The organism is Williamsia sp. R60 (genome assembly GCF_054063855.1).
Map to the genome: position 1 here is coordinate 707406 of NZ_JBSSGR010000003.1, position 26772 is coordinate 734177.

The following is a 26772-nucleotide window of genomic DNA, read 5'->3' on the forward strand; positions in this document are numbered from 1 at the left end:
GCTTCGCGGGCGTCAGGCGTGGGCGAACAGCCCTCGACCGGTCACCAATGGCAGATCAAGCGTGGTGTGGATGCCCGGAGTCGCTGCGATGACCTCAGGGATCGCGTTGACGATGCGGCCTGCCGCGGCGACGATCGCGGCATGGTTGTGGTCGCCCTTCTCGCTGGTGGGGCAGATGTCAACGGTGTAGCTGGGTTCGCCGGTGATCTCCACGCGGTACGAACCGCCTTCCTGCGCGGGGCGGGCCCAATCGGGCCGGAGGTCGTCGCGTAGTCGGGTGACGTGTTCGACGACGATGGCCGAGTGGCCGTTGACCTTGCCGTGGATCTCGAAACGCATGGCCGCGACGGTGCCCTTCTCGATTCGTCCGACAGCGACGTCGAACGAATCCGGCGCGGGTTCGAGCTCGAAGCTCTCGGTGATCTCGTCCACCTCGATGCCGAGACCGGCAGCAAGCTGGCGGATCGTTGTGCCCCAGGTGAATCCGAGGATGCCGGGCTGAAAGAGGATCGGGAGTTCGTCGAGCGGTTTGCCGAAGCCCATCACGTCGAACATCACGATGGCGCCGTCGTAGGTGGCGTAGTCGGCGATCTCCATGACGCGGACCTGCTTGATACGCTGGCACGTCCCGGCCAGCGCGAGCGGGATGAGGTCATTGGCGAAGCCGGGGTCGACGCCGGTGATGAAGATGCTGGCATCACCCTGCTTCGCCGACGCCTCGACCCTGGCTATGTTCTTGTCGGGTAGTAGCTGCCATGGGTATTGCAGGATCACGGGAGACGACCCGACAACGTTGACGCCGGCTTCCAGGATCTTCTGGCAGTCCCGGAGCGCATCACCGGTACGGGTGTCTCCCATCGCGCAGTAGACGACGCAGTCGGGTTCGGTCGCGAGCACCGCGTCGATGTCGCCGACCGCGGTGGTCCCGGTGACGACGTCCAGACCCGCGAGTTCACCCGCGTCGCGGCCGATCTTGGACTCTGTGGAGACGCCGACAGCGGTCAGTTCGTAGTCCGCACTCGTGATGAGTTGGGTCAATGCCAAACTCCCCACGTTCCCGGTTCCGATATGAGCGACGCGAATCGCCATGGGTGCCTCCTCGTGAAGTGTTGTGCGACTTGCGATCAACGTGCGAGTGCTGCCACGTATGTGCGTTACATGGACTTGTGCGGCACGTCGGTGACCAACCCGCCGTCCACCACGAACTCGGTACCCGTGGCGTACGACGACTCGTCACTTGCCAGGAACAACACAAACGTGGAGACCTCGCTGGAGTTGCCCGGGCGGCCGAGGGGGATCGTCACCAGGTCGTCAGGGAACTTCTCGGTCATGGGTGTGCGGATCAAGCCCGGATGCAGTGAATTGACCCGTATGTTGTGGGGGGCGAGTTCGAGGGCCACTGACTTCGCGAGTCCGCGGACGGCCCATTTCGTGGCGACATACCCGTGGGCCCAGGGTGCTCCGCGAAGTCCTTCGATCGACGACACATTGATGATCGAACCGCCGCCGGCCGCGATCATCGGATCGGTCGAGGCCTGGATTCCGTAAAAAGTGCCTGTGAGGTTGACGTCGATGATCTTCTGCCATTTATCGTGCTTGAACGCCTGGATGGAACTGCCATTGGCGATGCCGGCGTTGTTCACCAGAACGTTGAGTTTGCCGAACTCGCCGACGGCAATGCCCACAGCCTCTTGCCATTGGTCGGCCTGAGCGACGTCGAGGTGCACATAGCGTGCGGCGTCACCGAGCTCATCGGCGAGCGCTTTGCCCTCGTCATCCAAGATGTCGCCGATCACGACCTTGGCGCCCTCGGCGACAAGTAACCGCGCATGCGATGCGCCCATTCCTCGAGCACCGCCGCTGATGATTGCAACTTTTCCGTCCACGCGTCCCATGGGGCGACACGGTACCTGCAAATCCAGACATGTGTCCAGACCCGTGTCGCGCAATCGGTCCAGTGCCGACGGACGTTGCGGTCTGCTGACGAACGAGGGAGTCAGTCGGTCTCGCGTTCGCGTCGACGGCGGTCGAGTTCACCTTGACGTCGTTGCTGTTCCGCGCGCTCGCGGCATCGGCGCAAGAATTCCGCATCTGCTTCGGGATCTTGCGGTTCGAATCGTCCCGGGACGTCGTATTCGGGGTAGCCGAGTGCCGAGGCGCGACCCGAACCGCTGACCCGGCCCGAGACGCCGGAGACCGGACGGCCCGCGAGGAACCACACGATCGATCCGACCAACGGCAAGATGATCACAAGGAGAAGCCACGCCCAGCGCGGCAGTCCCCGGATTCCGGCGGCGTCACTTCCGATGATGTCTACCAGTGCGGCGATCATCACGACGAGCACGATCAGACTCAGATATGGCACGCGAACCCCCCACTCGGTGAAATCGCAGAAAAATTGCGACCCTCATTCGTATCCCGAGGCACTGGCGACGCGCGTCCCCGGAACGGATGAGTTCGGGAAGCTTGATTACGCTGCTCGGCGGAAGAGTGTCACCTGCATATCCAGCTGGATTCGACCCGTGTTGGGCCGATTTAATTACTGATGCTACAAAAATCTATTGGGTTTTGATGCGCTCTTTGTTCCCTGATAAATCCATTCATTCCGGACTATCTTTTCAGAAGGAAGCGGAAATCGAGATAAATGGGGTGGGTTGAATGAGGAGAGTACTTGGTTCATTGGCGTGTGTAATGGCCGTGGCAGGAGGGTGGGTCGCCGCGGCGCCCGCTACTGCGGCACCGGGGTACACGGACGTGGCGCTGTCTTGGGGCGCCGGTTTCGGCTGTCCCGTGAACGTGACGAACACCGGGACCGCGGCGGCCTACAACGTCTTTGTCGTACCCACGACGCCAGCGCCAGTCGCGCCTCAGTGGGTGGGGACGATCGCGCCAGGTGAGACCAAAGCCCTGAGCTACGGCGATTGCTACTTCTATGACCTCTCGTGGCCGCAGCGAATCTTCGCGGCGACCACTTCATGGGACATCAACTGGGACAACAACAATTTCACATTGGTTGACTGACGACCTCAGGAAGTGACGCCGCAGGCGACCGCGACCCGGGATGCCACGTCAGCGGTAACGGCTGCGGTGTCGGGCGCATCCGAGGGCACGTAATGGTCGGAGGCCGCGTCGTAGGCCGCTCCGGCGATCGAACCGTGATCGGCGTCGAGTTCGACGAGTTCGACCGGCCAGTCACTGAGCTGGAGTGTGGCGGCGAAACCTTGGCTGGAGCTGATCGATACGACGTCGTCGGATCGGCCGTGCAGCAACGTGAACGGGGGTCGCTGACCGGTCGACGTCAGTTCCTCGGGGAGCTTCTCGCCGGTGAGCGGATTGGTCGCCGTGAAGGCTCCGGCGAGGCACACGGCGTGATGGATACGGACTCCGAGTGCGTCGGCGTCGATGGTGAGTCCGGCCGCCGCGATGCCACCGAGTGACCACCCGACGATGACAAACCCGCTCGAAGATTCGGTGCGGTCCATCGCAACCTGCGCTGATCGGAGCAGATCTGCTCGACCACCGTCGGCGGAGTGCGAATCCCAGTCCGGAGCAATCACGTTCACCCCGTGTGCGGCGATTCGTTCGGCGAGCGGGCGAACAGCGGCACGTGCATCGGTCTGCATCCCGTGCCAGAGCAACACTGTGGGACGTGCTGGGTCGCCGAAGAGGTCTGCCTGTCGTCCGGGTGCGTAGTCGATGGTCTCCATACCCCGAGTCTGCCCGAGGAACGGGGCTTCGGGGAACGTCAGTGAACCGAACTCACCGAACTTACCTTCCGTGGCCCGACCGCAGCACGTTCTTCTGTATCTTTCCGGTCGAGGTTTTCGGCAGGTCGCTGAACACGATCTCTTTGGGGACCTTGAAACGGGCGAGTCTGGTTCGGGCGAACTCGATCAGGTCGGCTGCGGTGAGGTCGTGGCCCGACCGGACGGTGACATAGGCGACCGGCACCTCACCCCAGCGTTCGTCGGGACGGCCGACCACGGCCGATTCCACGACATCCGGATGCGCGTCGAGGACACGTTCGACCTCGACCGAGGCGATGTTCTCGCCGCCGGAGATGATGACGTCCTTGCTGCGGTCTTTGAGTTCCACGTAGCCATCGGGATGCATCACTGCCAGGTCGCCGGTGCGCAGCCACCCGTCGATTGTCGCGGCGCGGGTGGCATCGGAATCGCGGTAGTAGCCCAGCATCACGTTGTTGCCGCTGACCACCAGCTCCCCGAGCGTCCGGGCGTCGGACGGCACATCGTCGCCGTCGGCTGAAACGACCCGCACCGGCCCGGCGGTGATGTTCCCGATGCCCTGACGCGCCTTCTTCTCGGCCACCTCATCGGGTGTGGCTGCGTCCCACTCGGGTTGCCATTGATTCACAACGATGGGGCCGAAGGTCTCGGTCATCCCGTACAGGTGGGTCACTTCGATATTGAGCGCGGCCATCCGGGCGAGCAGGGCGGGCGACGGCGGGGCGCCGCCGGTGGACACCTGGATCGGGGTGTCGAGCGGTGAGGCAGAACGATCCTCGGCGATCATCGTCAACACCGTCGGCGCAGCGCAGAAGTGGGTGATGCCGGTGTCGCGGACCAGTCGCCAGATCTCGGCCGTGTCGATCGCCCGTAGACAGACATGTGTACCGCCTGCCGCGGTGACGGCCCAGGTGAAACACCAACCGTCGCAATGGAACATCGGAAGGGTCCACAGGTAGTTCGAGCCCGGGTCGAGACGGGACTGGTAGGCCATCGAAACGGCCTGCAGGTATGCGCCCCGGTGGTGGTACATCACGCCTTTGGGCCGCCCGGTTGTCCCAGAGGTGTAATTGATGGCCAGCAGACCACGTTCGCTGGGTTCGCGCTGTACCGCGCCGGGAGACTGAGAGAGCAACTGTTCGTATTCGTCGTCGGGTCCTCCTGCCACGATCAGTCGAATACCCACTGCTGTGGCGACTTTGGCAGCGACGTCGGCGAACTCGGCTGTTGCCACAAGGACCTTCGCTCCACTGTGGTCGAGGATGTACTCGATCTCAGGCGCAGAGAGCCGAATGTTGAGGGGCACCAGAACCGAACCGTGTAGGGGGATGGCACTGTGCAGTTCGAGCATCACGTGGCTGTTGGCACACAGTGCCGCCACCCTGTCGCCCTCACCGATCCCCAGGTCTTCGAGCACTCCGGTGAGGGCAAGTGCGCGTCGGTGGTAGTCGGCGTAGGTGAAGGTGAGATCGCCGTCGACGATGGCGGTGCGGTGCGAGAAGGCCTGCGCAGCCCGCGTCAGAAATGCCGCCGGGGTCAAAGGGGCGAAGGTGAAGTCACTCGGATGGGGGTCGGCTGCTCGTTCTGCTGGCATCGTCATTGCTCCTCCTGGGCCACTCGAATGGTGCAATCGTAGGCTCGGCGTCCGTGGCCGCGGCGTCACCGCGCGATCAGCACAAGCATGGTGACATCGACCGCGGCGATGACGATCGCACCATAGAACGGGGTCCGGCCAGGAGCGCGCATCGTTGCCAGTGCGATGACAACCACCGCGCCGAGTCCGGCCCACAGCCATGGCATGTGGGCGTTGGCGATCACTGCGATCGCCGTGGCGCCCACGAGCAGTCCTGCTGCGACGTAGGGGATTCTTCGAGCGCCCAACAGATGCGGCAGTCCCTCGATGCCGGTGGCGGCGTCGTCTCCGAGGTCGGGCACCACGTTGAGCAGGTGTGCCCCCACCCCGAGCAGTCCACTGACCGCGACCATCCACAGCGGCGGCAGATGACTCGGCTCGGCGGTCAGCATCACGACCACCGGTAGCGAACCGAATGCGATGAAGTAGGGAACCCAGGAGAACACCGTCGACTTGAGTACTGCGTTGTAGGCCAGTGCAGACCCGACGCCCAGAACCAGGTGAACCAGTCCCGGTGCCACCCCGCACGCCAGCGATGCGACCACACACACCACGGCAGTGATGACAACCGAAACGGTCACCGTCCTGGAGCTGAGGTGGCCGGCGGCCAGCGGTTTGTCGGTCCGGCCGACCTGCCGGTCCCGGTCCCGGTCGATGAGATCGTTTGTCCAGCCGACGATCAGCTGCCCGCTGAAGACGGCGACCATCAACACGATGATCAACCGGGCCTCGACGTCAGCGGCGAAGGCGACAGCCGCGGTCAGTGCGGTGACAGCGAGGGCCGGGATCACGTGGGCCGCGCCCACCAACGCAACTGCCGGCCGGAGTGTCAGCACGATACGTCGATCACCGTGGGGCCGGTGGCGGCACGTCGAGTGGTCCGTGTTGCCTTCACCGAACCAACGGTACGGCGAACTCGTTCCGACACAACTCGCTTGAACACGAACAGGTCAGCGGGTGCCCCGCAGAACGATGGCCGGGACCAACTGCTCTGCCGAGTCCCAGGCCCCGTGCTGCCCGACGAGCTGGGACTCGAGTGGTTCGACGACGGAGCGCACCATCGCGGTCACTCCGCGGGCCGCCGCGATCACATCCCCGATCCTGACCTTGTGCCGCTCGGTCACAGCCGGCCCGAACCAGCCGGCATCAATCGCTTCTTCTCGGGTGACCACGGTGGCGCGGTCGCCCAGCGTTTCCTGCCAGACGCTCCGGACATCGGCCGCTGCTCCCGGTTCGGTGTAGATGTGCCGTACCCGTGCCTCACCGGCGACCGCAGTGGTACCGATCGTCAGCTCGTGGTGGGTGTCGATGTCGAATCGGCCGGTCGAGGTGTCGACCATCCCGTGGTCACCTGTCACGACGATCTGCCTGCCCGCCGGTAGCTCATCCGCAAGTGCGCCAACCATCTCGTCGATGAGGCGCAACTGTTCGCGCCAGGACTCCGACCCCGGTCCCTCGAGGTGCCCGGCGAGGTCGAGGCCACCGTAGTAGGCATATGCCAGTGTCGGTTCGCGCCCGGTCATCTCGGCGAGGATGGCCACGCGCAGTTCGTCGAGCTTCTCGGCGGCGATCACCTGCCCGGCCCCGCGGAAGGCTGCGCGCGAGAGACCCGATCCGATGTGGTGGCCCGGGACGATCTGGCGGGTGATGAATCCCTGCGCGCGGCAGCGCTCGAAAATCGTTGTCCCCGATTGGATGTCCTCGGGTACCGCCACATGCAGCAGGTCGTGGTCGTGATCTCCGTGTACGCACCATCGCAGTGTGTTCAGGATCGGCGACTGGGGGACCAGCCCATCGGCACCGGCCCTGAACGTGTAGCCGACCATTCCGTGTTGCCCCACCGTGCGCCCGGTACTCAAGCTGGTCAGGCTCACCGACGTGGTGGCCGGGAAGCCGGCGGCGACCACCGTCGAATGGTCCAGACTCGCGGCATTGAGATTCGGCGCATCAACCGGATGGGCGGCCACCAGTTCCGCACCCAGACCGTCGATGAGTAGAACTGTTGCCGAGTGGGCCGGGACAAGACGCAGCCGATTGTCGAAGTCGGCCGCACCGAGCGATGCGGCGACCGACTCGAGCACCGACGACAACGGCGGCAGGGTGCTGTGGGGATCCAATTCGCTCATCGGCTACGACGCTAACCTGCGACCGCCTGTCTCGCAGGCGCTTTCTTTCGGGGGAGACTCAGGAGGGAGGCAGCCATGAAACAAAGGGCTCCGACGAAGGTGCCTACCTGGTCGATGAAAGGGGCAACCACCTTGCCGGACTGCGGATCGATATAAGCGCCGACCGCCGAGAACCCGAATGCGATGGATCCGGCGGTGTTCAGGGCGGTGGCGCCCCAATCGGGCGCATCGGGTTCATCACGCTGCCGGTAGAGCTCGGTGGCGAATACCGCCAGTCTTGAGCTGACGAGAAACGCGGCCGACCCATAGAGGTCGGGCCGCCAGCTGAAGCGGTCTGCGTCGGCGACTGAATGTACGACAAGCGCTGCGCCGGTGCTGATGTTGAACGCGACGGTGCCCGCCAATTGCACCGTGGCAGACCACCACTCCGACGAGTGCACCTCGCGGCCGACTCGCTGCGACCCGGCGATCGACATCGCGGTTCCGCCAAGCGATCCGCAGAGCTGAAACTGGACAAACGCGGCGACGGTGAAGAACCACGAGCCGACGAAGAACGAGACATTGGCCGCCGGGGCACCGGCCCAGTTCGCGAATCCGGGCGCCGAGCCGATCGCGAAAAGTGCCGAGCCGATCGCAAAACCCCAGCATTCGGTGCGAACGTTGTGACGTATCACCACCGAAGGCTATCGCGCGGCCGAACGTCCCGTGCCGAAGCGGAGTATGTACGCACCTCAACGATTTCGCGGCCGACACGGGCCGCCGGCCAAGTGATCAGTCCGCCAGTGCGGGCTCCTTTGCCGGGTCTGGCGTAGCGACCTTGTTGACGCGGATGAGCGCAAGCGACGCGATCAGTGCCAGCACTGTCACCACGATTGCCGCCTGGAAGGCGTGCTGCTGGCCGGCCACGAAGATGTCTGCCTGACCAGATGTGGTGCCGGCGCTACTGCCGAGGTCGTCGGCTCGGGTGGTCGCGGCGTGCGCAAAGATCGTGCCGAAGACGGCGAGGCCGATTGCGCCGCCGACCTGCTGGCCCGTGTTGAGCAACGCCGAGGCCAGGCCTGTCTCGTGCGGCGCGACACCGTTGACGGCCGTCAAGGTGAGCGGCACGAAGCTGCACCCCATACCCACGCCGAGCAACAGAAGGGATCCGAAGAAGGTCCAATAGCTGCTGTTCGCATCGAGCTGTGCGAACGAGACCATCGCCGCGATAGCGAAAATCGGGCCGATGGTGAGGAAGGGTCTGATGCCGATCTTGGGGATGAGTCGTCGGACCACCACGATGGACATGAACATGATCGTCACCGGCATGGGCAAGAAGCCGACCCCGGTGTGGAACGGGCTCCATCCGTGCACGTTCTGCAGGTATTGCGCCAGGAAGTAGAACGTCGTGAACATTCCCGCCGCGAGGAACAGCATGATCAGGTACGAGCCTGTGCGGTTGCGGTCGGCGAAGATGTGGAACGGCATGAGCGGGTGGCTCGAGAGGTGCTCGATGACCACGAACGCGACCAGGAGGATCACAGCGATCGCGAGGGTCACCACAGTGGTTGTCGAGGCCCAGCCGTCGTCGGCAGCCTTGGTCAGGCCGTACACCAGCATCGACATGCCGGCGGTGACGGAGATTGCGCCCGGCAAGTCGAGCTTGGTGCCTGAACCCTGCGACTCGTTGAGTACCCGTGGCGTCAGAAGGAGGACGATCGCGCCGATCGGCGCGTTGATGAACAGGGCCCAGCGCCAGCTGGCAAAGTCGGTCAGCACGCCACCGAGCAGCAGCCCCAGGGCGCCGCCGGATGCGGCCATGGCCGCGAACACGCCGAATGCACGAGCTCGTGCCTTCGGCTCGGTGAACGTGGTGGCCAGCAGTGCAAGAGCGGTGGGCGCGGCGATGGCACCACCAGCGCCCTGAGCGGCGCGGGCGATGATCAGCATCATCTCGCTGGTGGCGAATCCGCCGACAAGCGATGCGACCGCGAAGAGGGCGATGCCGATCATGAACATCCGCCGGCGGCCGAACAGATCGCCGGTGCGCCCGCCGAAGAGTAGGAGCCCGCCGAACGCGAGCGAGTAGGCGGTGACAACCCAGGTGAGGTTGGCGGCGGAGAAGTCGAGGTCGTCGCGGATGCTGGGCAACGCAACATTCACCACGGTGGCGTCGAGCACCACCATGAGCTGCGCGACGCAGATCACGGCCAGGGCGAGCCCGCCGTTGCGGGTCGAAGAGGAGGGTGGTGCTTCAGTCATGGGCGGTGTCTTTCGTGTCGGTGGTCGAAATGGGTCGCGTGCGGAGACCGAGCACCGGGAGCAGCACGCTGTCCACTATTTGTTCGGCGTAGGCGCGGCCGGCGGGCTGGCCTGTCGTGAGGGCCCGCTGCAGCATCAGCGAGGGCAGCAGGCTCGCCACCATGGCCACGTCGACGTCGGGACCGAGTTCGCCTCGGCCCCTGGCCCGTTCGAGCATCTCGGTCATGCGTGCGATGCGCGGTTCGGTGAAGCGCGTTCGGAACGCCTCGAGCAGCTCGGGCTCGCGGGGCAGGGCGGAACAGATGCTCACCATCACCTGGAACAGCCGCTGTGATTGCGGACTGCACGACACGGAGACCATCAGCTCGATGTCGCCCTCGAGCGTGCCGGTGTCGATGGCGTCGATGGCAGGCTTGAGGGTCGCCATCGTGTCGATGACAAGCTCGGCCTTGTTGCTCCACCGGCGGTAGACGGTGGACTTGCCGACGCCCGCTGCGGTGGCGACACCCTCCATGGTCAAGCGGTCGTAGCCGTCACGGACGAGGACCTCGACCACCGCGTCGGTGATCGCCTCGTCGCGACTCGGATCCCGAGGGCGGCCTTTACGGCGTTCGTCCGCGGTGTTGGTGGATGACACCGGCAGACGCTAACACGAAACGAAACGGAACGGTACCGTATCGCATGTTCGGTTGATGTTGAGCGACGCTCACGGGAGCTCAGACGGTCCATGGACAGTTGCAACCCTGATGCAACGCGGCGACTCGTACTGTGTGCCTTACGTCACACGTGGCCGCCCCGCGGGGGCGGGTCACGAGGGCCCCCACAGGTAACAGAGGAGCATCATGACCGTTTACGCCAATCCCGGAACATCCGACGCAGTGATGAGTTTTGAATCGCGCTACGAGAACTGGATCGGTGGCCAATGGACAGCACCGGTCAAGGGTCAGTACTTCGAGAACCCGTCGCCCGTCAACGGCAAGACGTTCTGTGAGGTCGCCCGGTCCACGTCCGAGGACATCGATCTGGCCCTCGACGCAGCCCACAAGGCCGCCCCGATGTGGGGTCGTACCTCGGTCGCCGAGCGGTCACTGACGCTGCTGCGGATCGCAGACCGTATGGAGGAGAACCTCGAGAAGCTGGCGGTCGCCGAGTCGTGGGACAACGGCAAGGCCGTTCGCGAGACCCTGGCCGCTGACATCCCGCTGGCGATCGACCACATCCGCTACTTCGCCGGAGCACTTCGCGCCCAGCAGGGATCGATCTCCGAGATAGACGAAGACACGGTGGCCTACCACTTCCACGAGCCCCTCGGCGTTGTCGGCCAGATCATCCCGTGGAACTTCCCGATCCTGATGGCCGTCTGGAAGCTCGCTCCCGCGCTGGCCGCGGGAAATGCGGTGGTGCTCAAACCCGCCGAGCAGACACCGGCTTCGATCCTCTACTTGATGAGCCTCATCGCTGACCTGCTCCCGGCCGGCGTGCTGAACATCGTCAACGGATTCGGTGTCGAAGCGGGCAAGCCGCTGGCATCGAGCAACCGGATCCGCAAGATCGCGTTCACCGGCGAGACCACCACGGGCCGGCTGATCATGCAGTACGCGTCGGAGAACATCATCCCGGTGACCCTTGAACTCGGTGGCAAGAGCCCGAACATCTTCTTCGCCGACGTCATGGCGCAGGACGACGGCTTCCGCGACCGCGCGCTCGAAGGCTTCACGATGTTCGCCCTGAACCAGGGCGAGGTGTGCACGTGCCCCAGCCGTGCCCTGATCCAGGACTCGATCTACGACGACTTCATCGATCTCGCGGTGGAGCGCACGAAGAAGATCAAGCAGGGCAACCCGCTCGACACCGACAGCATGATGGGCGCCCAGGCTTCCAACGACCAGTTCGAGAAGATCACCTCGTATCTGTCGATCGGTAAGGAAGAGGGGGCCAAGGTTCTCACCGGCGGCGAGCCCCTCGAATTGGAGGGCGATCTGGCCGGCGGCTACTACATCAAGCCCACCATCTTCGCCGGCACGAACCGGATGCGCATCTTCCAGGAGGAGATCTTCGGCCCGGTCCTGGCTGTCACCAAGTTCTCCGACTACGCCGACGCCATGCAGATCGCGAACGACACCCTGTACGGACTCGGTGCCGGGGTGTGGACCCGCGACGGTGCCACCGCCTACCGCGCAGGCCGTGAGATTCAGGCCGGTCGGGTGTGGACCAACACGTACCACGACTACCCGGCTCACGCGGCCTTCGGCGGCTACAAGCAGTCCGGCATCGGCCGCGAGAACCACCTGATGATGCTCGAGCACTACCAGCAGACCAAGAACCTGCTGGTGGGTTACGCTCAACAGGCCAAGGGCTTCTTCTGATCGAAGCTTTTCCTCAAGCGTGACAAGAGATTTCATCAGGAAGTGAGTGTGTGATGACTGCACCGGAACGGGTCGTCGCAACCGACTCCGCCGTGGAGCTCCTGACCAAGCTGTCGGAGCTCCACGGCGGCCTCATGATCCACCAGTCCGGTGGATGCTGCGATGGATCGGCCCCGATGTGTTACCCCGCCGGAGAGTTCCGCGTCGGGAGTCGTGACGTGCTGGTCGGAACGCTCGACCTGCCCGAACCCCTACCCGCGGTACGGGTATGGATAAACGGCGACCAGTTCGAACTGTGGAAGCACACGCAGTTGATCCTCGACGTCGTCCCCGGGCGTGGTGCCGGGTTCAGCCTCGAGGCGCCCGAGGGTGTCCGGTTCCTCTCCCGTTCACGAGCATTCACCGCTGACGAGAACTCCGATCTCGATGCCGCTCCACCCCTGCGCGGCGCAGAGGTCGGCTGACCCGATCAGGGTCACCCCGCCCGCTCCGGACATCTCTGACGGCCGCCACTGAAAGAGATGACCGGGGCGGGTGTTCGGCATTTCGGCGGGCCGCAGATGGCGCCGGCGCTACGCTACCGACATGGCTGACACCCAGGCGCCCCAGCTGCATCCGGCGGATCTTGCCGAATGGGGCAGGTGGCTGGCAGACAATCACGCCACGTCGTCGGGCGTGTGGCTCGTGTTCTGGCGCAAGGGATCCGGTCACCCACCACTCGACTACGACGAAGCCGTTCGCGAAGCGCTTTGCTGGGGATGGATCGACGGTCACACCCGGGCGATCGACGACCACCGCCGCGGCATGTGGTTCACGCGAAGGGGACGCGACAGTGCGTGGGCGGCGTCGAACAAGGCACGGGTTGCCGATTTGATCGCTCAGGGGCGGATGCGACCTCCGGGGCAAGCGGTCATCGACGACGCCAAAACCCGCGGGCTGTGGAACCTGCTCGATGATGCCGAGGCGTTGGTCGAATCAGCCGAATTGGCAACAGCTCTCGATACCAATCCCGACGCGCGCCGCAACTGGGATGCGTTCCCGCCCAGTGCTCGTAAGTTCGGGCTCTCGCAGATCGCGTTTGCCAAGCGCCCGGAGACCAAGTCCAAGCGCATCGCCGCCATCGTCGAGAAGGCCGCCCGGAACGAACGGCCGTGACAGGGCTGCGCCGCCATTCCCTTTCCAGAAATGGCGGCGTGAGCCGGATCGTTAGTGCTTCTTGCCGTCTTCGTCGACCTCGACGCGCTCCTTGCGCACCTCGTCGGTGACAGTGGCCTCGTCGGACACTGTCTCGGTGTTGAGCCGAACCCGTTCGACAGCTTCGACGTCCTTGTCCACGACGGGCACCTCGCTGTGGAGGACCACCTCGTGCTCCTCTTCGCTGATGGCGGGACCGTCGTGCGCGGCGCCACGATTGGCGTCGGTGATCGGCTCACGCTCCACACGCACCTCTTCATGGCTGACCGGAACCGTCTTGGTGACGTTCTCGGTGACGACATACTTGCGCAGTCGTGCACGGCCGGTCTCCTGCTGGGTGGTGCCGACACGAACCTTCTCCTCGGAGACGGTCATCGCATCGTCCGTGGTGGGACCCGAAGTATCATGTCCGACAACTCCTTTGCCGGAATTGCTCGGCTTGTCCGCGGTGCCGACGTGGCCCGCATCAACGCCGCCGCCGGTTCCTGCGAGACCGTAGTACTCGTAGAGTCGGTCCTCTTCGGCCGGCGACAGACTCCCGTCAGGATCGACCCGCGGCGCGTCTTTGATCTTGTCTTTGTCGTAGTGGATGGCAATGTCGTTGCCCTGCACGGTGGCATCGGCGAGAGGTGCGAACGACTCGGATGTGCCGAACAGGCCCGTCTTGACGGTCACCCACGTGGGCTCGTCGGTCTGGTTGTCGAGGTAGATCTGGCCGATACTGCCGATCTTGCCGCCGCTCGCGGACACGACGTTTCCGCCGCCGCTGGATAGTTTGCTCACTTGGTTGCTGGAAATGGTCACGGTGTCTCTCCTAGTAGTGCTCGGAATGAACGGCGATTTGCAGTCGCAAATGCTGCTCTACCGAACGTATGCCCGTGATCATCAACACCAAAACATCTGAAATTAAAGATAATTAGACAATATGTCCGATTTATCCGGCACGTTTCGGTGGACCCACATCACCGCGCGCCACGGTCACGCCGAGGCTGGGTTGCGGCCGCTCAGGGCCGACTCAGATGACGCCGGTCGCGTCGTACATCCACGACATGTCGGCGGAACTGAAGTTCTCCACCCAGTTCGGCGGCGCGTGATTGGCCAGGCCGCCGAAGTCCCAGTAGTCCTTCCACAGGGTGATGCGCCCATCGACAACCTTGTGCACGGTCACAAAAGCGAGGGTCGCGGTTTCGCCGGTGGGCCAGGTCCAGGTCTCGGTGTGTTCGTACATCACGTCCTGACCGTTCTCCACCAGTAAGCCGTCATGGTTGACGTAGTCGGCGAGGCTCTCCAGGCCGATCTTCAGGCGCTTCACGATGTCCTCGGGCCCTCGGGCGGCAGCGGCAGGACCCACCGGCATGTCGACGTATATGCAGTCGTCGGACACAAAGCCCTTGATGGCCTCCCAGTCGCGTCGGCTCAGGGCGGCCCACAGGCCGAGGACTACGGATTCGTTGGTGCTCGTCACTCATACCCCTTGAGGTGTTGGATGTGCGGATCGATCGTGCGGCGACGGGGCCGGGCTACCACCGGTTCGGGTGCGTAGAAAGCGCCCGACCCGTCGTTTACCGAGAACTGCTGTGGGTGAACCACTCTCGAACACCAATTCGCCGTTGACCATCACGGCGCAAACGGTTTCGTCGTTGCGGTTCACCATTCGTGACAGGCCGCCGAACTGCTCGAGCCTTGATTCGCTGTAGGCATCGAGTTGCTCGTCGAGGTGGTCGGGGTCGAGAACGAGGAGGTCTGCCCGGTCGCCGATGCGAAGGTGCCCGGCATCGATGTCGTACCAGTCGGCGAGCTCACCGGTGAGCCGGTGCACCGCGTGTTCGACCGTCATGAACGGCGTACCGGCCTCTGCCGCCGAATGAACATGGCGCAACAGCCGGAGTCCGAAGTTGTAGAACGCCATGTTGCGCAGATGGGCGCCGGCATCGGAGAAGCCCAGCTGAACACCCGGTTCCACTGCGAGCTTCTTGAGGAGTTCGGGACGGTGGTTCGAGATGGTTGTGCGCCAACGGAGGTGGTTGCCGTGCTCGACGACGAGATCGAGGAACGCGTCGACGGGGTGCAGTCCACCGCGGTCGACACCGACCTGGCCGAACGACTTGCCGACCACCGAGGTGTCGGGGCATTCGACGATCTCGGCGTCGAAGAAGTCGCGATGCCACACCCGGGGGCCGTACTTGCGTCCGTAGTCCTTGCGGAACGCGCGCCGGTAGTCCTCGTCTTGCATGAGCTCGTTGCGGTCGACCTCGGTCTGCAGATGCAGAGCTGCCGCGCCCGAGCCGAACTCCTCGAACACCGCCAGGTCGATTCCGTCCGCATAGACCTCGAAGGGAACCGGGAGGTGTTGCCAGCGGAAGTTCCCGCCGAGCTTGTTGATGAACCGCGCGATCGGACCCATCGCGTGGATGACCTCGGGGCGAGCCTTGATGTCTGCCGCCGAGAGCAGGCTGGTCTTGAGTTGACGACGTCGACCCAGGCCCAGGGAACCGAACGCTTGGGAGAGCACGTTCCATGGCCGCGAGATGTCGGGTCCGGTCTGCAGAACCCGATTGCGGGTGCGCAGTATGGCACCCAGCCGACGGAGTTCTGGCGCCTTGGCGTAGGTGGAAGGAAGCGTGCGAGAACGGCACACCTCTCCGTCGAGTTTGTCGAAAAGCAGCTGCTGCGAGGACATTCCGACAAAGCCGGCGTCCAGCGCCTCGTTGAGCATCTTCTCCATGCGAAGAAGCTCTTCGGGTTCGGGGGCCACCTCTTTGCGTGTCGCCCGGTCGAGGCCCATCGTTGCCGCCCGCATGTCCGAGTGTCCGATGAACGCGGCGAGGTTGGGCCCCAGCGGAAGCGATTCGAGCGCGTCGACGTACTCGGCGGCACTGCGCCAGTTCTTGCGGCTGTCGACGTTGGCGATCACATGTCTCCGCGGGATCGCCTCGACGCGGCCGAAGAGATCGCCGGCCACCTCGGCTCCGATGTGGATCGTGGACAGTGAACACGAACCCAGCAGAACGGTGGTCACGCCGTGCCGCAGCGACTCGCTCAACGCCGGCCCGCCGAGAACCTCGACGTCGTAGTGGGTGTGGATGTCGACCATGCCGGGCAGCACCCATCGGCCGGTCGCGTCGATCACGGTGCGGCAGCCGGCCGGATCCAGCGGCTGCGCGCTGACCGCGACAATTCGACCCTCACGGATGCCGATATCGGCGATGGAAGAAGGGGCGCCGGTGCCATCGAACCACCGACCCCGGCGGATCAGTGTGTCGTAGGTCATAGTCGGATGTAACCCCACTGATCAAGGCGCGTCAACAGTGGGCCCTCTACCGCCGAATTCCGTTGGCATAGTGCAAATGCCGCCTACGGAACCAAGTGCCCGGTCGCACCGTGAAGTGGTGGGAGCATCACGCGTCAGTCGAAGATCCACCCGCAGGGTCCGACGAGTCGGTCAGCAGCACCCGGACCTGCCGATCCAGGGGAATAAGGCTGTGGCACAGGAGGATTGTCGAGAACAGGGGCTGCGACCTCCCAGACGTGTGCCAGACCGTCCGGCCTGGTGAACAGGGAGCGGTCACCGCGTAAGACGTCGAGGATCAGCCGTGAGTACGGGGCGAGGCCGTCGGCGACGCTGTCGAGGGGGAGCGACATGTGTCCGACGGACAGGGAAGTGCCCGAGCCCGGTTCTTTCACGGTCATCGCCATGTCGATCGACCCGTCCCCCTTGAGGTCGAAGGTGAGCACGGTGCCCTCCGGTGGGAGATGTTTGATCGGCCCGTCAGGGCGACGGAACACGAGGCTCACCCGCTGGGCACTGCGGTTGAGCATCTTGCCCGTGCGCATCACGAATGGCACTCCACGCCAGCGGTCGGTGTCGACCCACATGCGGGCCGCCACAAATGTCTCTGTCTGCGAGTCGTCGGCAATGCCTTCGGTGTCCCGGAAACCTTCGTATTGGCCGTAGACCACCTCGGCCGGATCAAGCGGGCGGAAGGCGGCGATCACCGACTCGCGGGCGCCCTGCAGATCGTCGGCGTCCAGGCTCAGCGGCGGCTCCATCGCCACCTCCGCGGCGACCTGGAACAGGTGTGTCACCACCATGTCGAGGAACGCCCCGGTGGCGTCGTAGAAGACCGCCCGATCGTCGATGTCCAACGTCTCGGGAATGTCGATCTGGACCTGCTCGACGTGCTCCCGATTCCACACGCCGGACACCATGCCGTTGGCGAACCGGAGTACATGCAGATTCTGGGTGCTCTCCTTACCCAGGAAGTGGTCGATCCGGTAGACCTGCTTCTCGTCGAACACGTCGTGCACGGCCACATCGAGCTTCCGGAAGTCGTCCGGTGAAGTGCCGAAGGGCTTTTCGTACACCACGCGGGCACCGTCGGCGAGACTGTGTGCCCCGAGGGCGGCTGTGTAGTCGGAGAAGGTCGTGGGCGGCAGCGCGATGTAGTGGACCAATTGGACTTCGCCGCCGAGTTGTCCGCGGAGGTCGTCGATGACGCTTGGCAGATCGCCCGGGTCGTCCACGGAGAAACCACCTCCGGCGAATCGGACGTTCTTCGCGAAATCGGCCCACTGGGTCTCGTCGGGTGCAGCATCGAACGCCGTGACCGACTGCCGCACGTGGTCGCGGAACTCGTCGTCGGAGCGATGGCCGCGCCCGTTTCCGATCAGCGCCCACGTCTCGGGGAGCAACCCTTCGCGGGCCAACTCGTAGAAGGACGGCAACACCATTCGTTTGGCGAGATCGCCTGTGGCACCGAATAGAACGAATACAACCGCGCTGCTCTCGTCGGGCATGTTGGGTGAGCTCCTAGGGCGACGACTTTCCGATGGCTTCCCCGAGTCTAGGTCAGCTCTCGATGGGCTCAGGCGATTTCGCCGATGACCGCAGGCATGGTGATCGACCGCAGCAGGACGGCGGTGAGGACGGCCCCGGCGATCAGAAACGCTGCCACGTATCCGGCCAGGCCGATCCAGCCTCCCATCGCGAACGCGACGCCACCACAGGCCCCGACGATCGAGCTCCCGAGGTAGTAACCGAGTAGATAGAGCGAGGAGGCCTCGGCTCGGTGATCGGTGGCCCGGGCACTGACCCACCCGCTGGCCACCGAATGAGCCGCGAAGAACCCGGCGGTGAAGATGAAGATGCCTGCCAGAACCGTTGGCAGCCAATCGGGAACGCTGAGCGCCAACCCGGCCACCATCACGCACATCGCGGTCACCAGCACGCGTTCCCGTCCCCAGGAATCCGACAACCTGCCCGCCACGGCTGAGGATGCGGTTCCGGCGAGATAGAGCGTGAACACCAGTCCGGCCAGAACTGCCGGCAGATCGAACGGGTCGGCGAGCAGGCGGTAACCGAGAAAGTTGTACACCGTGACGAACCCGCCCATCAGCACAAACGCGAGCCCGAACAAACACAGGAGCGGGACGTCGCGCAGGTGAATGGCGAGGTTCTGCAGTGTCCGCCTCGGCGAGATCGGTTGTGGCCGAAATTGTTTGGACGGCGGCACCAGGCGCGAGAACATCGCTGCGAACACAAGCGCAACGGCGGAGACAACCTCCAGCGCCCACTGCCATGCCGTGAAGTCGACCACGAGGGTGGGGATCAGGCGCCCGGTCAGGCCTCCGATCGTGGTGCCGGAGACGTAGATCCCCATCGCCGTGCCCAGCGATCGGGCGTCGATCTCCTCGGCGAGGTAGGCCATGGCCACTGCGGGAACTCCTGCGCAGAGGATTCCCTGGACTGCGCGTCCCGCCAGCAACAGTTCGAACGTCGGGCTCCACGGCAGCACCACGCCCAGCGCGGCGGCCGATACCGCCGACACGGTCATCACCCGTACTCTGCCGAACCGCTCCGACAGCACGCTGGCGGGCACGATCGCCACGGCGAGAAGACCTGTGGTGACGGAGACGGCCAGTGCCGAGACGGCCGGCGACACCCCGTAGTGGTCCGAGAACATCGGCAGCAGACCCTGCACGTAGTACAGCGTCATGAAGGTCGCCATCCCTGCGGTGAACAGCGCGAACGCAGTTCTGCGATAGCCGCGCTCGCCGGTCCGATATCCGGCGCGGGGCGGGATCGGGCGAGGAGGGCTGATCGGCGAGCGGGTCACCGATCCCAGGGTTCCACTAGTGGGCCACGAGTGGAAATGAATCATTTGGTGCGTTCTAATGCATCTGACGCATAAGGAGGCTCCCATGGCCGACGCCTGGTTCATCACCCTCGCGGAACTCGAGAACACGTCCGCGGCCGCTCGCAAGCTGCATCTGACGCAACCCACGTTGTCGCGAATGCTCGGCAGGCTCGAACGAGAGCTCGGGGTGGAATTGTTCGACCGGCACGCCAAGCGGCTCCGGCTCAACGCCTACGGGCAGATCTACCTAGGGCATCTGCGTCGGGCCGTCGCCGAGATGGACGCCGCCCGCCACGAGATCGCCGACCGCGCCGGCCCGGTCGAAGGGTCCATCGACCTGGGCTTCCTGCACTCCTTCGGGGTCTGGCTGGTGCCGACCCTGATTGGGGAGTTCCGGCGCCAGATGTCGTCGCGGGTCGCCTACACCCTCACTCAGGGTGCAGCTGAGTCCATCCTCGACCGGGTGGTCGCGGGGCCGGCCGACCTCGCCATCGTGTCGCCGCGACCAGGGAGCAACGATGTGGGGTGGGCGCCGATCATGAGTCAGCGCCTGGCCCTCGCGGTACCCGCCGACCATCCGTTTGCGGTCCGCGACGAGATCGCCATGACCGAGGCGCGCCACGAGTCGTTTGTCGCGATGGGGCCGACGTTCGGCATGCGACGGATCCTGGAGGAGCTGTGCGCTGAGGCGGACTTCCGGCCGCAGATCACCTTCGAAGCCACCGAGCTGGGGACGGTCGCAGGCTTTGTCGCCGCGGGCCTCGGGGTTGCGGTGATACCAGTGGAGGACAACCCGCAGCTGCCCGCGGGCCTCACCCTGCTCCCACTGACCGGTGACCGCAGTTCGCGTGATGTCGGGCTGATCTGGCATCGCGACCGGGCGATGACGCCGGTTACCAGACGATTCCGCGACTACGTGACCGAATGGGCGGCCGAGCGCCGGTGATTGGTCGTTTCATCCGTGCGCCCTGAGCAGTTCAAGAAATTTCCGGCCAAGGGTTTTTTCGCACCGTCGACGGGGTAGGGGAATTCCATGACCGAGATCGGAGAACCAAGCGATGTCCAGCCAGTCGAAGACGTGCTCGAACAGCAGCAAGACGTGGACCCGGAGCAGGCCGACGTTGCCGAAGACGCCGGCGGCAGTGGGCCGCTCGACGCGGACCCGGCCGACGTCCAGGAACAGGAGCAAGTGGTGACCGCGCCGCTGGAAGACGAGTACCGCGAGGACTGAAGGCCCTCACCCAGGCTGCGGGCGACGGTCTCGTGCAACCGTCAGTCCGATCGCGGCCACGCCGAGTGCGGCAACTGACGAGTTGACTACGCCGAGCGCGATCACTTCAGATGTGGTCGCGCCGTGGGTGTGGGTCAGATGAAAGATCAGGTGCGGCAACGAGAACACCGTGTAAGCCGCAGCGGCGGGGATCACGAACACCGCCCTGGGCCGGATGAGGGCAAGGCCCAGCAGCAGAGCGATGCCCAGTGTGGCACCACCGAAATCCCTCGCGTAGTGCTCGCTGAACGGCGGCGTGAGGTCGACGGTGGGGAAGTCGCGGTAAAAGGATGCTGGGAACAGCTGATTCCACAGGCCGACGGTGAACTCGACGAGGAAAAGGATCAGCAGGCACAGACGGATGAGAACGGTCATGCAGGGGAGACCGTCGAAGCGACCCGAACGTGACAGATCGGCTATCCGGTGGGCGCTGAGGTCGTGCGGGCGATGAGCAGCCCTCTCGCAACCAATTCGGTCGTCACCACCATTGCGCAGGAACTCACGGCGAGAATGGAGATGAGCACGAAGAGTTGCATCACAGCGGCATCGGTGGTGGACGCACCACCCAGCACCATTCCCACGAACGCGCCGGGAATGGTGACCAACCCGACCGTCCGGGTCTGGTCGAGGGCGGGGATCAGGGCCGTGGACGCAGCGGTGCGACAGATCTCCATCCGCGCCTGGTGATTCGACAGCCCGAGCGACATCGCGGCCTCCACCTCACCGCGTCGCGACGTCAGTTCGTCGAGGGCGCGGCGACCAGTCAACGAGGTGGTGTTCATCGCGCCGCCGATCATGATGCCGGCGTTCGGTATCAGCGCGAGACCGGTTGCGGGTAGCACGCCCACGACAGTCAATGCGCTCACCACCACAACTGACGGTGCGGCGACCGGCAGCAGTAATCGGGCGGTCTCGGACACCGTCGGACGACGGCCGGTCACCCGGCCCGCCGCCGTCCAGGCGGCCACCAGAGCCATCAGCACCACGAATCCGGCGGACAACCAGATGTGGCGGACAAGCAGTCCCAGCACCACCGCCAGCAGGCCGAGCTGAACGGCCGCACGCACCGACGACCAGGCCACGGCGCGTTCGTGCCCGGTGCGGCCCAGATAAGTGACCGCGACCGCCACGACGGCCAGCAGCACCACAGCGACGGCCAGCGCCGGCCCGATTCGGACGACCGTGTCGGACAACGGGATCGACCTCCTGCCCAGATGACATCTGTCATGCCGATCTCGTGACATTAGCCGTGGGTGGCGGACCGCGGTGGCCCGCAGGCTGTAAACCATGAACACAACGGCGCTCGAACTGAGCGGATTGACAAAGACATTCGACTCGGCGGGCGGGCCTGTGCGCGCCGTGGACGGCATCGATCTCCGTATCGCGGCGGGCGAGATGGTCGCGTTTCTGGGGCCCAATGGCGCAGGCAAGACCACAACAATCGACATGATGCTGGGACTCTCGACACCCGACTCGGGAACGGTCAGCGTCTTCGGCCAGAACCCGGTGACGGCCGCCGGCGACGGACGGATTGCTGCGGTGCTGCAGACAGGCGGGTTGCTTCCCGACTTCACCGTCGCCGAGACCGTCCGCATCGTGGCAGGAACGTTCGGCGACGCTGCTGCAGCCGCGGACCTCATCGAGCGTGCACAGCTGACCGGGATCGCGGACCGCAAGGTCTCGAAATGTTCTGGCGGCGAACAGCAACGACTCAAGTTCGCGCTGGCCCTGTTGCCCGACCCGGACCTCATCGTGCTGGACGAACCGACGGCAGGCATGGACGTGGAGTCTCGACGATCCTTCTGGGCGACGATGCGTGCTGATGCCCGCCGGGGCCGCACCGTGGTGTTCGCCACGCATTACCTCGAGGAAGCGGATGCTTTCGCCGACCGCATCGTGATGATGGCCAACGGGCGCATAGTCGCGGACGGTTCGGTTGCGAGTATTCGCGCACAGGCCAGTGGACGCAGCGTCTCGGCGTTGATGTCGCCGAGCGATGTCGCCCGGACGCAGGCCGCGTTCGGAGATCTCGCCGAGGTCGGCGAGCGGAGCGGACGGACCATTCTTCGCACTGACGAGTCAGATGACCTGGCGCGCTTCCTTCTCACGCAGACAGGTGCGCGCGAGGTCGAAATCGGCTCGCGGAACCTCGAAGACGCATTTGTCGCACTCACCTCGGACCACGACCGAACCCTCGAAAGGATCACCCTGTGACCACCCTGACCGACACTCACACCGCGTCGCCCCTCCGGGGCTTTACGACCACGTACATACGCCTCGACCTGCGGCGGGTCCTGCGCAACCGGCGGGCACTGATCTTCACCCTGGCCATCCCGACGCTGATGTACGTGATCTTCGGGGCCACCACCGACTACGGCAGCGGCCGGATCGGCAGTGCCGACACCGCGGCCTACGTCATGGTGCACATGGGAATCTATGGCGCGATCCTCGCGACAACCACCACCGCGGCCTCGGTGGCCTCCGAGCAGCAAGCCGGGTGGACGAGGACGCTGCGTATGACGCCGCTGACACCGCTGGGATATGTGATGTCGAAGGTGACGGTGGCCCTTGCGGTCGCGGCGATGCCCTTGGTCTTGCTCTCTGCGGTCGGCCTGGCCACCGGAGCCAGCGCACCGGCAGGCCAGTGGGTGTTGTGTGTGGTGCTGGGGTGGCTGGGCTCCGGGGTGTTCGCGGCATTCGGCCTGGCAGTCGGCAGCGCGCTTCGATCGGACGCGGCGACCCAGGTGCTCGGTGGCATGCTGACGTTGCTGGCGTTCGCGGGCAATCTCTTCGTCCCGCTCAAAGGTGCGATGCTGACGTTCTCGATGTTCACCCCCATGTTCGGGGTCAGCACGCTGGCCGGTTATCCGATGACCCACGGCGAGACCGCCTACGGCGAACACATTGCACTGTGGGTTTGCGTGCTCAACGTCGCGGTGTGGGCCGTCGTCTTCGGCTTCGCTGCTGTTCACTGTTACCGCCGGAGCACGGTCCGCCAGTGAGTAGTTTGATGAGGACATCGTCTGTGCACAGAAACCGGAGAGAACATGTCTTTGACCGCCCTGCTCGAAGTGACATTCAAGGCCGAAGCGTTGTCGGACGCCAAGGAGCTCATGGCAAAGGTTCTCACCGAGACACGTGCCTTCGACGGGTGCGAGGGCGTCGAGGTGCTGGTCGACAGCGCTGATCCGAATCACTGGATGATCCTCGAACGTTGGGAAACGGAGAAGCACGATGCGGCGTACCGGGAGTTCCGTGCCGGACCGGGTGCCATCACCGAGCTCGGCCCGCTGCTTGCCGGCGCTCCCGGCCTGACAAAGTACGAGACCGACACCAGCGTGTAGGCCGCAGGCGGCGCCGATCGATGGTGGACATCGAAAACGGAAACGTGTTCTAGTTCTCCGATGGTGCAATTTCTGCAGGAAGATCTGAGCGACGACGAGATCGCGCGGTTGCGCGGGGTCTTCGAGCCGCTCGCGGTGGCGGTACGAGACCTCGTGGACGCGACGATCCGTACAACGGTCGACGAGGAGACCGTACGCACCGTTCAGTCGCAAATCGAGCAGGCGACCGCCCAGCTGAGGACCCAGCAGATCGGCGGTTCCTACGGTGTCCGAATAACGCCCTCGGGATTGTCGATGCCGTGGGGGAACGCCGTCGTCGGAGTCCGCAATGCCCTGGCGCCGCCCCTGAAGATCCACCACGACCGGGAGGGCGAGGCCTGGTCTGAGTTCCACCTCGGCGCCGCATATGAGGGTCCGCCGGGAATGGTGCATGGTGGCGTGTGCGCCTTGGTTCTCGACCACATACTGGGAGAGACCTCGAGCCACGGCAAGCGGACGAAGTTCACGGGCACCATCGAGGTGAAATACCTGCGGGCAACCCCGCTGGGTCCGGTCCGTGCCGACGCCTGGATCGATCGGATCGAGGGAATCAAGACCTACGTCGTGGGCACGCTGTCCGACCAGGACGGTGTCACCGCCGAGGCACGTGGGGTGTTCATCGTCCCCAAGTGGGCTCGCGAACCCGGTGAGTAGACGTATCGAGTAGAACGGGAGCGCGTTGTCCGCCATCTCCAGCCGGCTCACCGCATGGCGTGATCTGCGCTGGGCCTTCGCCGCTGTGTGGTTGCTCTTCCTCGCCTATCCCGTTCTGACCGTGAGCAAGTCGGACACCATGAGCACGGCGGAGCGGGTCTACACCCTGGTCCTGCTCGGCGGGTTCGCAGTCGGGTATCTCCTGACATGCGTCTACGTGCTGTTCGGGGCGTCCAGGCATTCGGACCGGAGACGGGCAGCGCCGGTGGCGTTCGTCGCGCTCGCCGTGGTGGCCGCGGCGACAACGGTCACGCTCGACCAAGAGGTGTTCGCGCTGGCCCCCTACCTGATGGCCGTCGCCGCACTGTCATTCGCAATACCGGTATCGGTGGCCATCTTTGTGCTCCTCACCGGTTCCGCGGTGGTGATGCCGGAGATCGTCGACGGCTGGGAGCTCGACACGGGCGTCGTGGTGATGCTGTTGGTCGTCGGTCCGACCGTGCTCGCGGTGAGGATCTTGCGCGCCCGCGAAGAGTTGCGTGAGGAGTCCGAAGCGGCGAAACGCAGCCTCGACGAGCAATTGGCCATCGTCGCCGAGCGAGAGCGCGTCGCCCGAGACGTCCACGACATCCTCGGGCATTCGCTGACGGTGATGACGGTCAAGTCCGAGCTCGCGGGGCGGTTGATGGACGTCGATCCGACGGCGGCGAGAGCCGAACTCGCCGACCTGCACCGCATTTCGCGCGAAGCCCTCGCCGAGGTCCGCACCACCGTGGGGGGTCTGCGATCGCCGGATCTGGCGACTGAACTGCTGGCCGCCGACACGGCCCTCACCGCCACTCGGATCGCTGCCGATCTACCTGCTGACGCCACCGTCGCCGCACCGGAGAACCGGGTGTTGTTCGCATGGGTACTGCGTGAGGCGATCACCAACGTCGTACGTCATTCCGGAGCGACGACCTGCCGGGTGCGCCTGCAGCCCAACGCGATCGACATCGTCGACGACGGCGTCGGGCTCGACGGCTCGGTGTCGGGCAACGGGCTCCGCGGCCTTCGTGAACGGGTCCAGGCCGCGGGCGGAACACTGACCCTCCGCGGCGACCACGGCACCGAACTGCGAGTGTTGGTCCCATGACCGAGATCCGGCTGCTGCTCGCGGACGATCAGGCGCTCGTGAGGGGTGCCCTGGCGGCCCTGCTCGACCTCGAATCCGACCTGCGGGTGGTCGCTCAGGTGGGGCGCGGAGACGAGGTCGTGGAACATGCACGCGACGCCGAGGTCGATGTCTGCCTGCTCGACATCGAGATGCCGGGGGCCGACGGCATCGAGGCGGCCGAAGCGCTGCGCCGTGAACTCCCGCACGTGCGCAGTCTGATCGTCACCACGTTCGGCCGACCCGGATATCTGCGCCGAGCGATCGAGGCGGGAGCTTCGGGGTTTGTCGTGAAGGACACACCGGCGGCCGAACTCGCCGATGCGGTGAGGAGGGTTCACGCTGGCCTCCGCGTGATCGACCCCACCCTGGCCACCGAGAGCCTCACCACCGGACAGAATCCGCTCACCGAGCGTGAGCAGGACGTCCTACGCAGTGCACTCGGCGGAGCGACCGTCGCGGTCATCGCCTCCCAGGTACATCTGTCCCCGGGCACGGTCCGCAACTACCTGTCGAGTGCGATCGGCAAGACAGGAGCGGGTACCCGGGCCGAAGCCGCTCAGATTGCCCAGCGACACGGATGGTTGTAACGCCTGTTCAGAGAGGGTTTGACGGTCATCTCGAAGACGTGGCACACTCGCGATTTCAATACGGCGCGGGTGGCGTGAGAAAATGATCTGATGCCTGAAGCAGGAGTGATCCTCCATGCGGTGGGCAAACACGATCCGCGGTCAGCAATGGCGCTGGCCTCGGTGCACGGAAATGCTGCTCAGCAGCGCTGTATGCGCAGGTGAGAGCGGTGCGGTGGTCCTGACAAGGGCTGCCACAACCCGTGCGCCGTAACCTACAGCTGAAACGGTGCGCTCGCA

General features: G+C 64.8%; 29 protein-coding genes. 12 read left to right on the top strand and 17 right to left on the bottom strand.

Annotated elements, in window-relative coordinates:
• Positions 1-12 precede the first annotated feature (12 nt).
• The 3 genes from ACVWY6_RS16735 to ACVWY6_RS16745 all read right to left on the bottom strand — a co-directional run bounded on the left by ACVWY6_RS16735 (position 13) and on the right by ACVWY6_RS16745 (position 2365).
• Positions 13-1089, bottom strand: coding sequence for an NAD(P)H-dependent amine dehydrogenase family protein (locus ACVWY6_RS16735; protein ID WP_457539528.1), 1077 nt, complete (start codon positions 1087-1089; stop codon positions 13-15).
• 65 nt (positions 1090-1154) lie between these two features.
• The gene (locus ACVWY6_RS16740) at positions 1155-1895 is read right to left on the bottom strand and encodes a glucose 1-dehydrogenase (protein ID WP_062796012.1); all 741 of its coding nucleotides are present in this window, start codon (positions 1893-1895) and stop codon (positions 1155-1157) included.
• A gap of 101 nt (positions 1896-1996) precedes the next feature.
• Complete coding sequence (locus ACVWY6_RS16745) at positions 1997-2365, bottom strand: PLDc N-terminal domain-containing protein (protein WP_457539530.1); 369 nt, start codon at positions 2363-2365, stop codon at positions 1997-1999.
• A 326-nt stretch (positions 2366-2691) separates the two neighbouring features.
• Between ACVWY6_RS16745 and ACVWY6_RS16750 the strand changes: the two genes are divergently transcribed.
• Complete coding sequence (locus ACVWY6_RS16750; protein WP_457539532.1) at positions 2692-3021, top strand: hypothetical protein; 330 nt, start codon at positions 2692-2694, stop codon at positions 3019-3021.
• Between the two features lie 5 nt (positions 3022-3026).
• Here ACVWY6_RS16750 and ACVWY6_RS16755 read toward each other — a convergent pair whose 3' ends face one another.
• The 7 genes from ACVWY6_RS16755 to ACVWY6_RS16785 all read right to left on the bottom strand — a co-directional run bounded on the left by ACVWY6_RS16755 (position 3027) and on the right by ACVWY6_RS16785 (position 10383).
• Entirely contained in the window at positions 3027-3707 is a 681-nt protein-coding gene (locus ACVWY6_RS16755; protein ID WP_457539533.1) for an esterase, read from the bottom strand.
• Between the two features lie 61 nt (positions 3708-3768).
• A complete protein-coding gene (locus tag ACVWY6_RS16760) occupies positions 3769-5346 on the bottom strand; it encodes an acyl--CoA ligase family protein (RefSeq protein WP_457539535.1) in 1578 nt (525 codons plus the stop codon).
• Between the two features lie 59 nt (positions 5347-5405).
• Positions 5406-6215, bottom strand: a complete 810-nt coding sequence (locus ACVWY6_RS16765) for a UbiA family prenyltransferase (protein ID WP_457539537.1) — start codon at positions 6213-6215, stop codon at positions 5406-5408.
• Between the two features lie 114 nt (positions 6216-6329).
• Positions 6330-7505, bottom strand: a complete 1176-nt coding sequence (locus tag ACVWY6_RS16770) for an alkaline phosphatase family protein (protein WP_457539538.1) — start codon at positions 7503-7505, stop codon at positions 6330-6332.
• Between the two features lie 11 nt (positions 7506-7516).
• The gene (locus ACVWY6_RS16775) at positions 7517-8179 is read right to left on the bottom strand and encodes a hypothetical protein (protein WP_457539540.1); all 663 of its coding nucleotides are present in this window, start codon (positions 8177-8179) and stop codon (positions 7517-7519) included.
• A 97-nt stretch (positions 8180-8276) separates the two neighbouring features.
• Positions 8277-9746 carry an MFS transporter gene (locus tag ACVWY6_RS16780; protein ID WP_457539542.1) on the bottom strand — a complete coding sequence of 490 codons (1470 nt, stop codon included), beginning with the start codon at positions 9744-9746 and terminating at the stop codon, positions 8277-8279.
• Positions 9739-10383, bottom strand: coding sequence for a TetR/AcrR family transcriptional regulator (locus ACVWY6_RS16785; protein WP_457539546.1), 645 nt, complete (start codon positions 10381-10383; stop codon positions 9739-9741). The genes ACVWY6_RS16780 and ACVWY6_RS16785 overlap by 8 nt, the downstream gene beginning before the upstream one ends.
• Positions 10384-10588: 205 nt before the next feature.
• Here ACVWY6_RS16785 and exaC point away from each other — a divergent pair, with 205 nt between their 5' ends.
• The 3 genes from exaC (at position 10589) to ACVWY6_RS16800 (ending at position 13267) form a co-directional block, all read left to right on the top strand.
• Positions 10589-12112, top strand: a complete 1524-nt coding sequence (gene exaC, locus ACVWY6_RS16790; protein ID WP_023955193.1) for an acetaldehyde dehydrogenase ExaC — start codon at positions 10589-10591, stop codon at positions 12110-12112.
• 53 nt (positions 12113-12165) lie between these two features.
• Positions 12166-12576 (top strand): DUF779 domain-containing protein, encoded by a 411-nt coding sequence (locus tag ACVWY6_RS16795; protein WP_023955191.1) that lies wholly within the window; start codon positions 12166-12168, stop codon positions 12574-12576.
• A gap of 121 nt (positions 12577-12697) precedes the next feature.
• Positions 12698-13267, top strand: a complete 570-nt coding sequence (locus ACVWY6_RS16800) for a YdeI/OmpD-associated family protein (protein WP_457539548.1) — start codon at positions 12698-12700, stop codon at positions 13265-13267.
• Between the two features lie 51 nt (positions 13268-13318).
• Here ACVWY6_RS16800 and ACVWY6_RS16805 read toward each other — a convergent pair whose 3' ends face one another.
• The 5 genes from ACVWY6_RS16805 to ACVWY6_RS16825 all read right to left on the bottom strand — a co-directional run bounded on the left by ACVWY6_RS16805 (position 13319) and on the right by ACVWY6_RS16825 (position 19431).
• Positions 13319-14110, bottom strand: a complete 792-nt coding sequence (locus ACVWY6_RS16805) for a YsnF/AvaK domain-containing protein (protein ID WP_457539549.1) — start codon at positions 14108-14110, stop codon at positions 13319-13321.
• A 211-nt stretch (positions 14111-14321) separates the two neighbouring features.
• On the bottom strand, positions 14322-14771 hold the full coding sequence (locus tag ACVWY6_RS16810; protein ID WP_023955186.1) for a nuclear transport factor 2 family protein: 450 nt from the start codon (positions 14769-14771) through the stop codon (positions 14322-14324).
• Positions 14772-16577: an N-acyl-D-amino-acid deacylase family protein gene (locus tag ACVWY6_RS16815; RefSeq protein ID WP_457539551.1), complete on the bottom strand. Its 1806-nt coding sequence runs from the start codon at positions 16575-16577 to the stop codon at positions 14772-14774.
• A gap of 134 nt (positions 16578-16711) precedes the next feature.
• Positions 16712-18103 (bottom strand): glucose-6-phosphate dehydrogenase, encoded by a 1392-nt coding sequence (locus tag ACVWY6_RS16820; protein ID WP_457539553.1) that lies wholly within the window; start codon positions 18101-18103, stop codon positions 16712-16714.
• 68 nt (positions 18104-18171) lie between these two features.
• Positions 18172-19431, bottom strand: coding sequence for an MFS transporter (locus tag ACVWY6_RS16825; RefSeq protein ID WP_457540188.1), 1260 nt, complete (start codon positions 19429-19431; stop codon positions 18172-18174).
• A 76-nt stretch (positions 19432-19507) separates the two neighbouring features.
• Between ACVWY6_RS16825 and ACVWY6_RS16830 the strand changes: the two genes are divergently transcribed.
• Together ACVWY6_RS16830 and ACVWY6_RS16835 are read left to right on the top strand one after the other, a co-directional pair.
• A complete protein-coding gene (locus ACVWY6_RS16830) occupies positions 19508-20389 on the top strand; it encodes a LysR family transcriptional regulator (RefSeq protein WP_457539555.1) in 882 nt (293 codons plus the stop codon).
• A gap of 87 nt (positions 20390-20476) precedes the next feature.
• Complete coding sequence (locus ACVWY6_RS16835; protein WP_400722607.1) at positions 20477-20674, top strand: hypothetical protein; 198 nt, start codon at positions 20477-20479, stop codon at positions 20672-20674.
• A gap of 6 nt (positions 20675-20680) precedes the next feature.
• On the opposite strand, the gene ACVWY6_RS16840 is transcribed toward ACVWY6_RS16835, so the two are convergent.
• Positions 20681-21088, bottom strand: a complete 408-nt coding sequence (locus ACVWY6_RS16840) for a hypothetical protein (protein ID WP_457539558.1) — start codon at positions 21086-21088, stop codon at positions 20681-20683.
• Between the two features lie 41 nt (positions 21089-21129).
• A complete protein-coding gene (locus ACVWY6_RS16845) occupies positions 21130-21906 on the bottom strand; it encodes an ABC transporter permease (RefSeq protein ID WP_457539559.1) in 777 nt (258 codons plus the stop codon).
• A 94-nt stretch (positions 21907-22000) separates the two neighbouring features.
• On the opposite strand from ACVWY6_RS16845, the gene ACVWY6_RS16850 reads away from it, so the two are divergent.
• Genes ACVWY6_RS16850 through ACVWY6_RS16875 form a run of 6 tightly spaced genes read left to right on the top strand, consistent with a single transcriptional unit; the run spans position 22001 to position 26493 of the window.
• On the top strand, positions 22001-22927 hold the full coding sequence (locus ACVWY6_RS16850) for an ABC transporter ATP-binding protein (RefSeq protein WP_457539561.1): 927 nt from the start codon (positions 22001-22003) through the stop codon (positions 22925-22927).
• The gene (locus tag ACVWY6_RS16855; RefSeq protein ID WP_457539562.1) at positions 22924-23715 is read left to right on the top strand and encodes an ABC transporter permease; all 792 of its coding nucleotides are present in this window, start codon (positions 22924-22926) and stop codon (positions 23713-23715) included. The genes ACVWY6_RS16850 and ACVWY6_RS16855 overlap by 4 nt, the downstream gene beginning before the upstream one ends.
• A gap of 45 nt (positions 23716-23760) precedes the next feature.
• Complete coding sequence (locus ACVWY6_RS16860) at positions 23761-24057, top strand: putative quinol monooxygenase (RefSeq protein ID WP_457539564.1); 297 nt, start codon at positions 23761-23763, stop codon at positions 24055-24057.
• Positions 24058-24117: 60 nt separating this feature from the next.
• Positions 24118-24750: a PaaI family thioesterase gene (locus tag ACVWY6_RS16865; RefSeq protein WP_457539566.1), complete on the top strand. Its 633-nt coding sequence runs from the start codon at positions 24118-24120 to the stop codon at positions 24748-24750.
• Between the two features lie 25 nt (positions 24751-24775).
• Entirely contained in the window at positions 24776-25885 is a 1110-nt protein-coding gene (locus tag ACVWY6_RS16870) for a sensor histidine kinase (protein WP_030167263.1), read from the top strand.
• Positions 25882-26493, top strand: a complete 612-nt coding sequence (locus ACVWY6_RS16875; RefSeq protein ID WP_030167265.1) for a response regulator transcription factor — start codon at positions 25882-25884, stop codon at positions 26491-26493. Before ACVWY6_RS16870 ends, ACVWY6_RS16875 begins: the two co-directional genes overlap by 4 nt.
• Positions 26494-26772 lie beyond the last annotated feature (279 nt).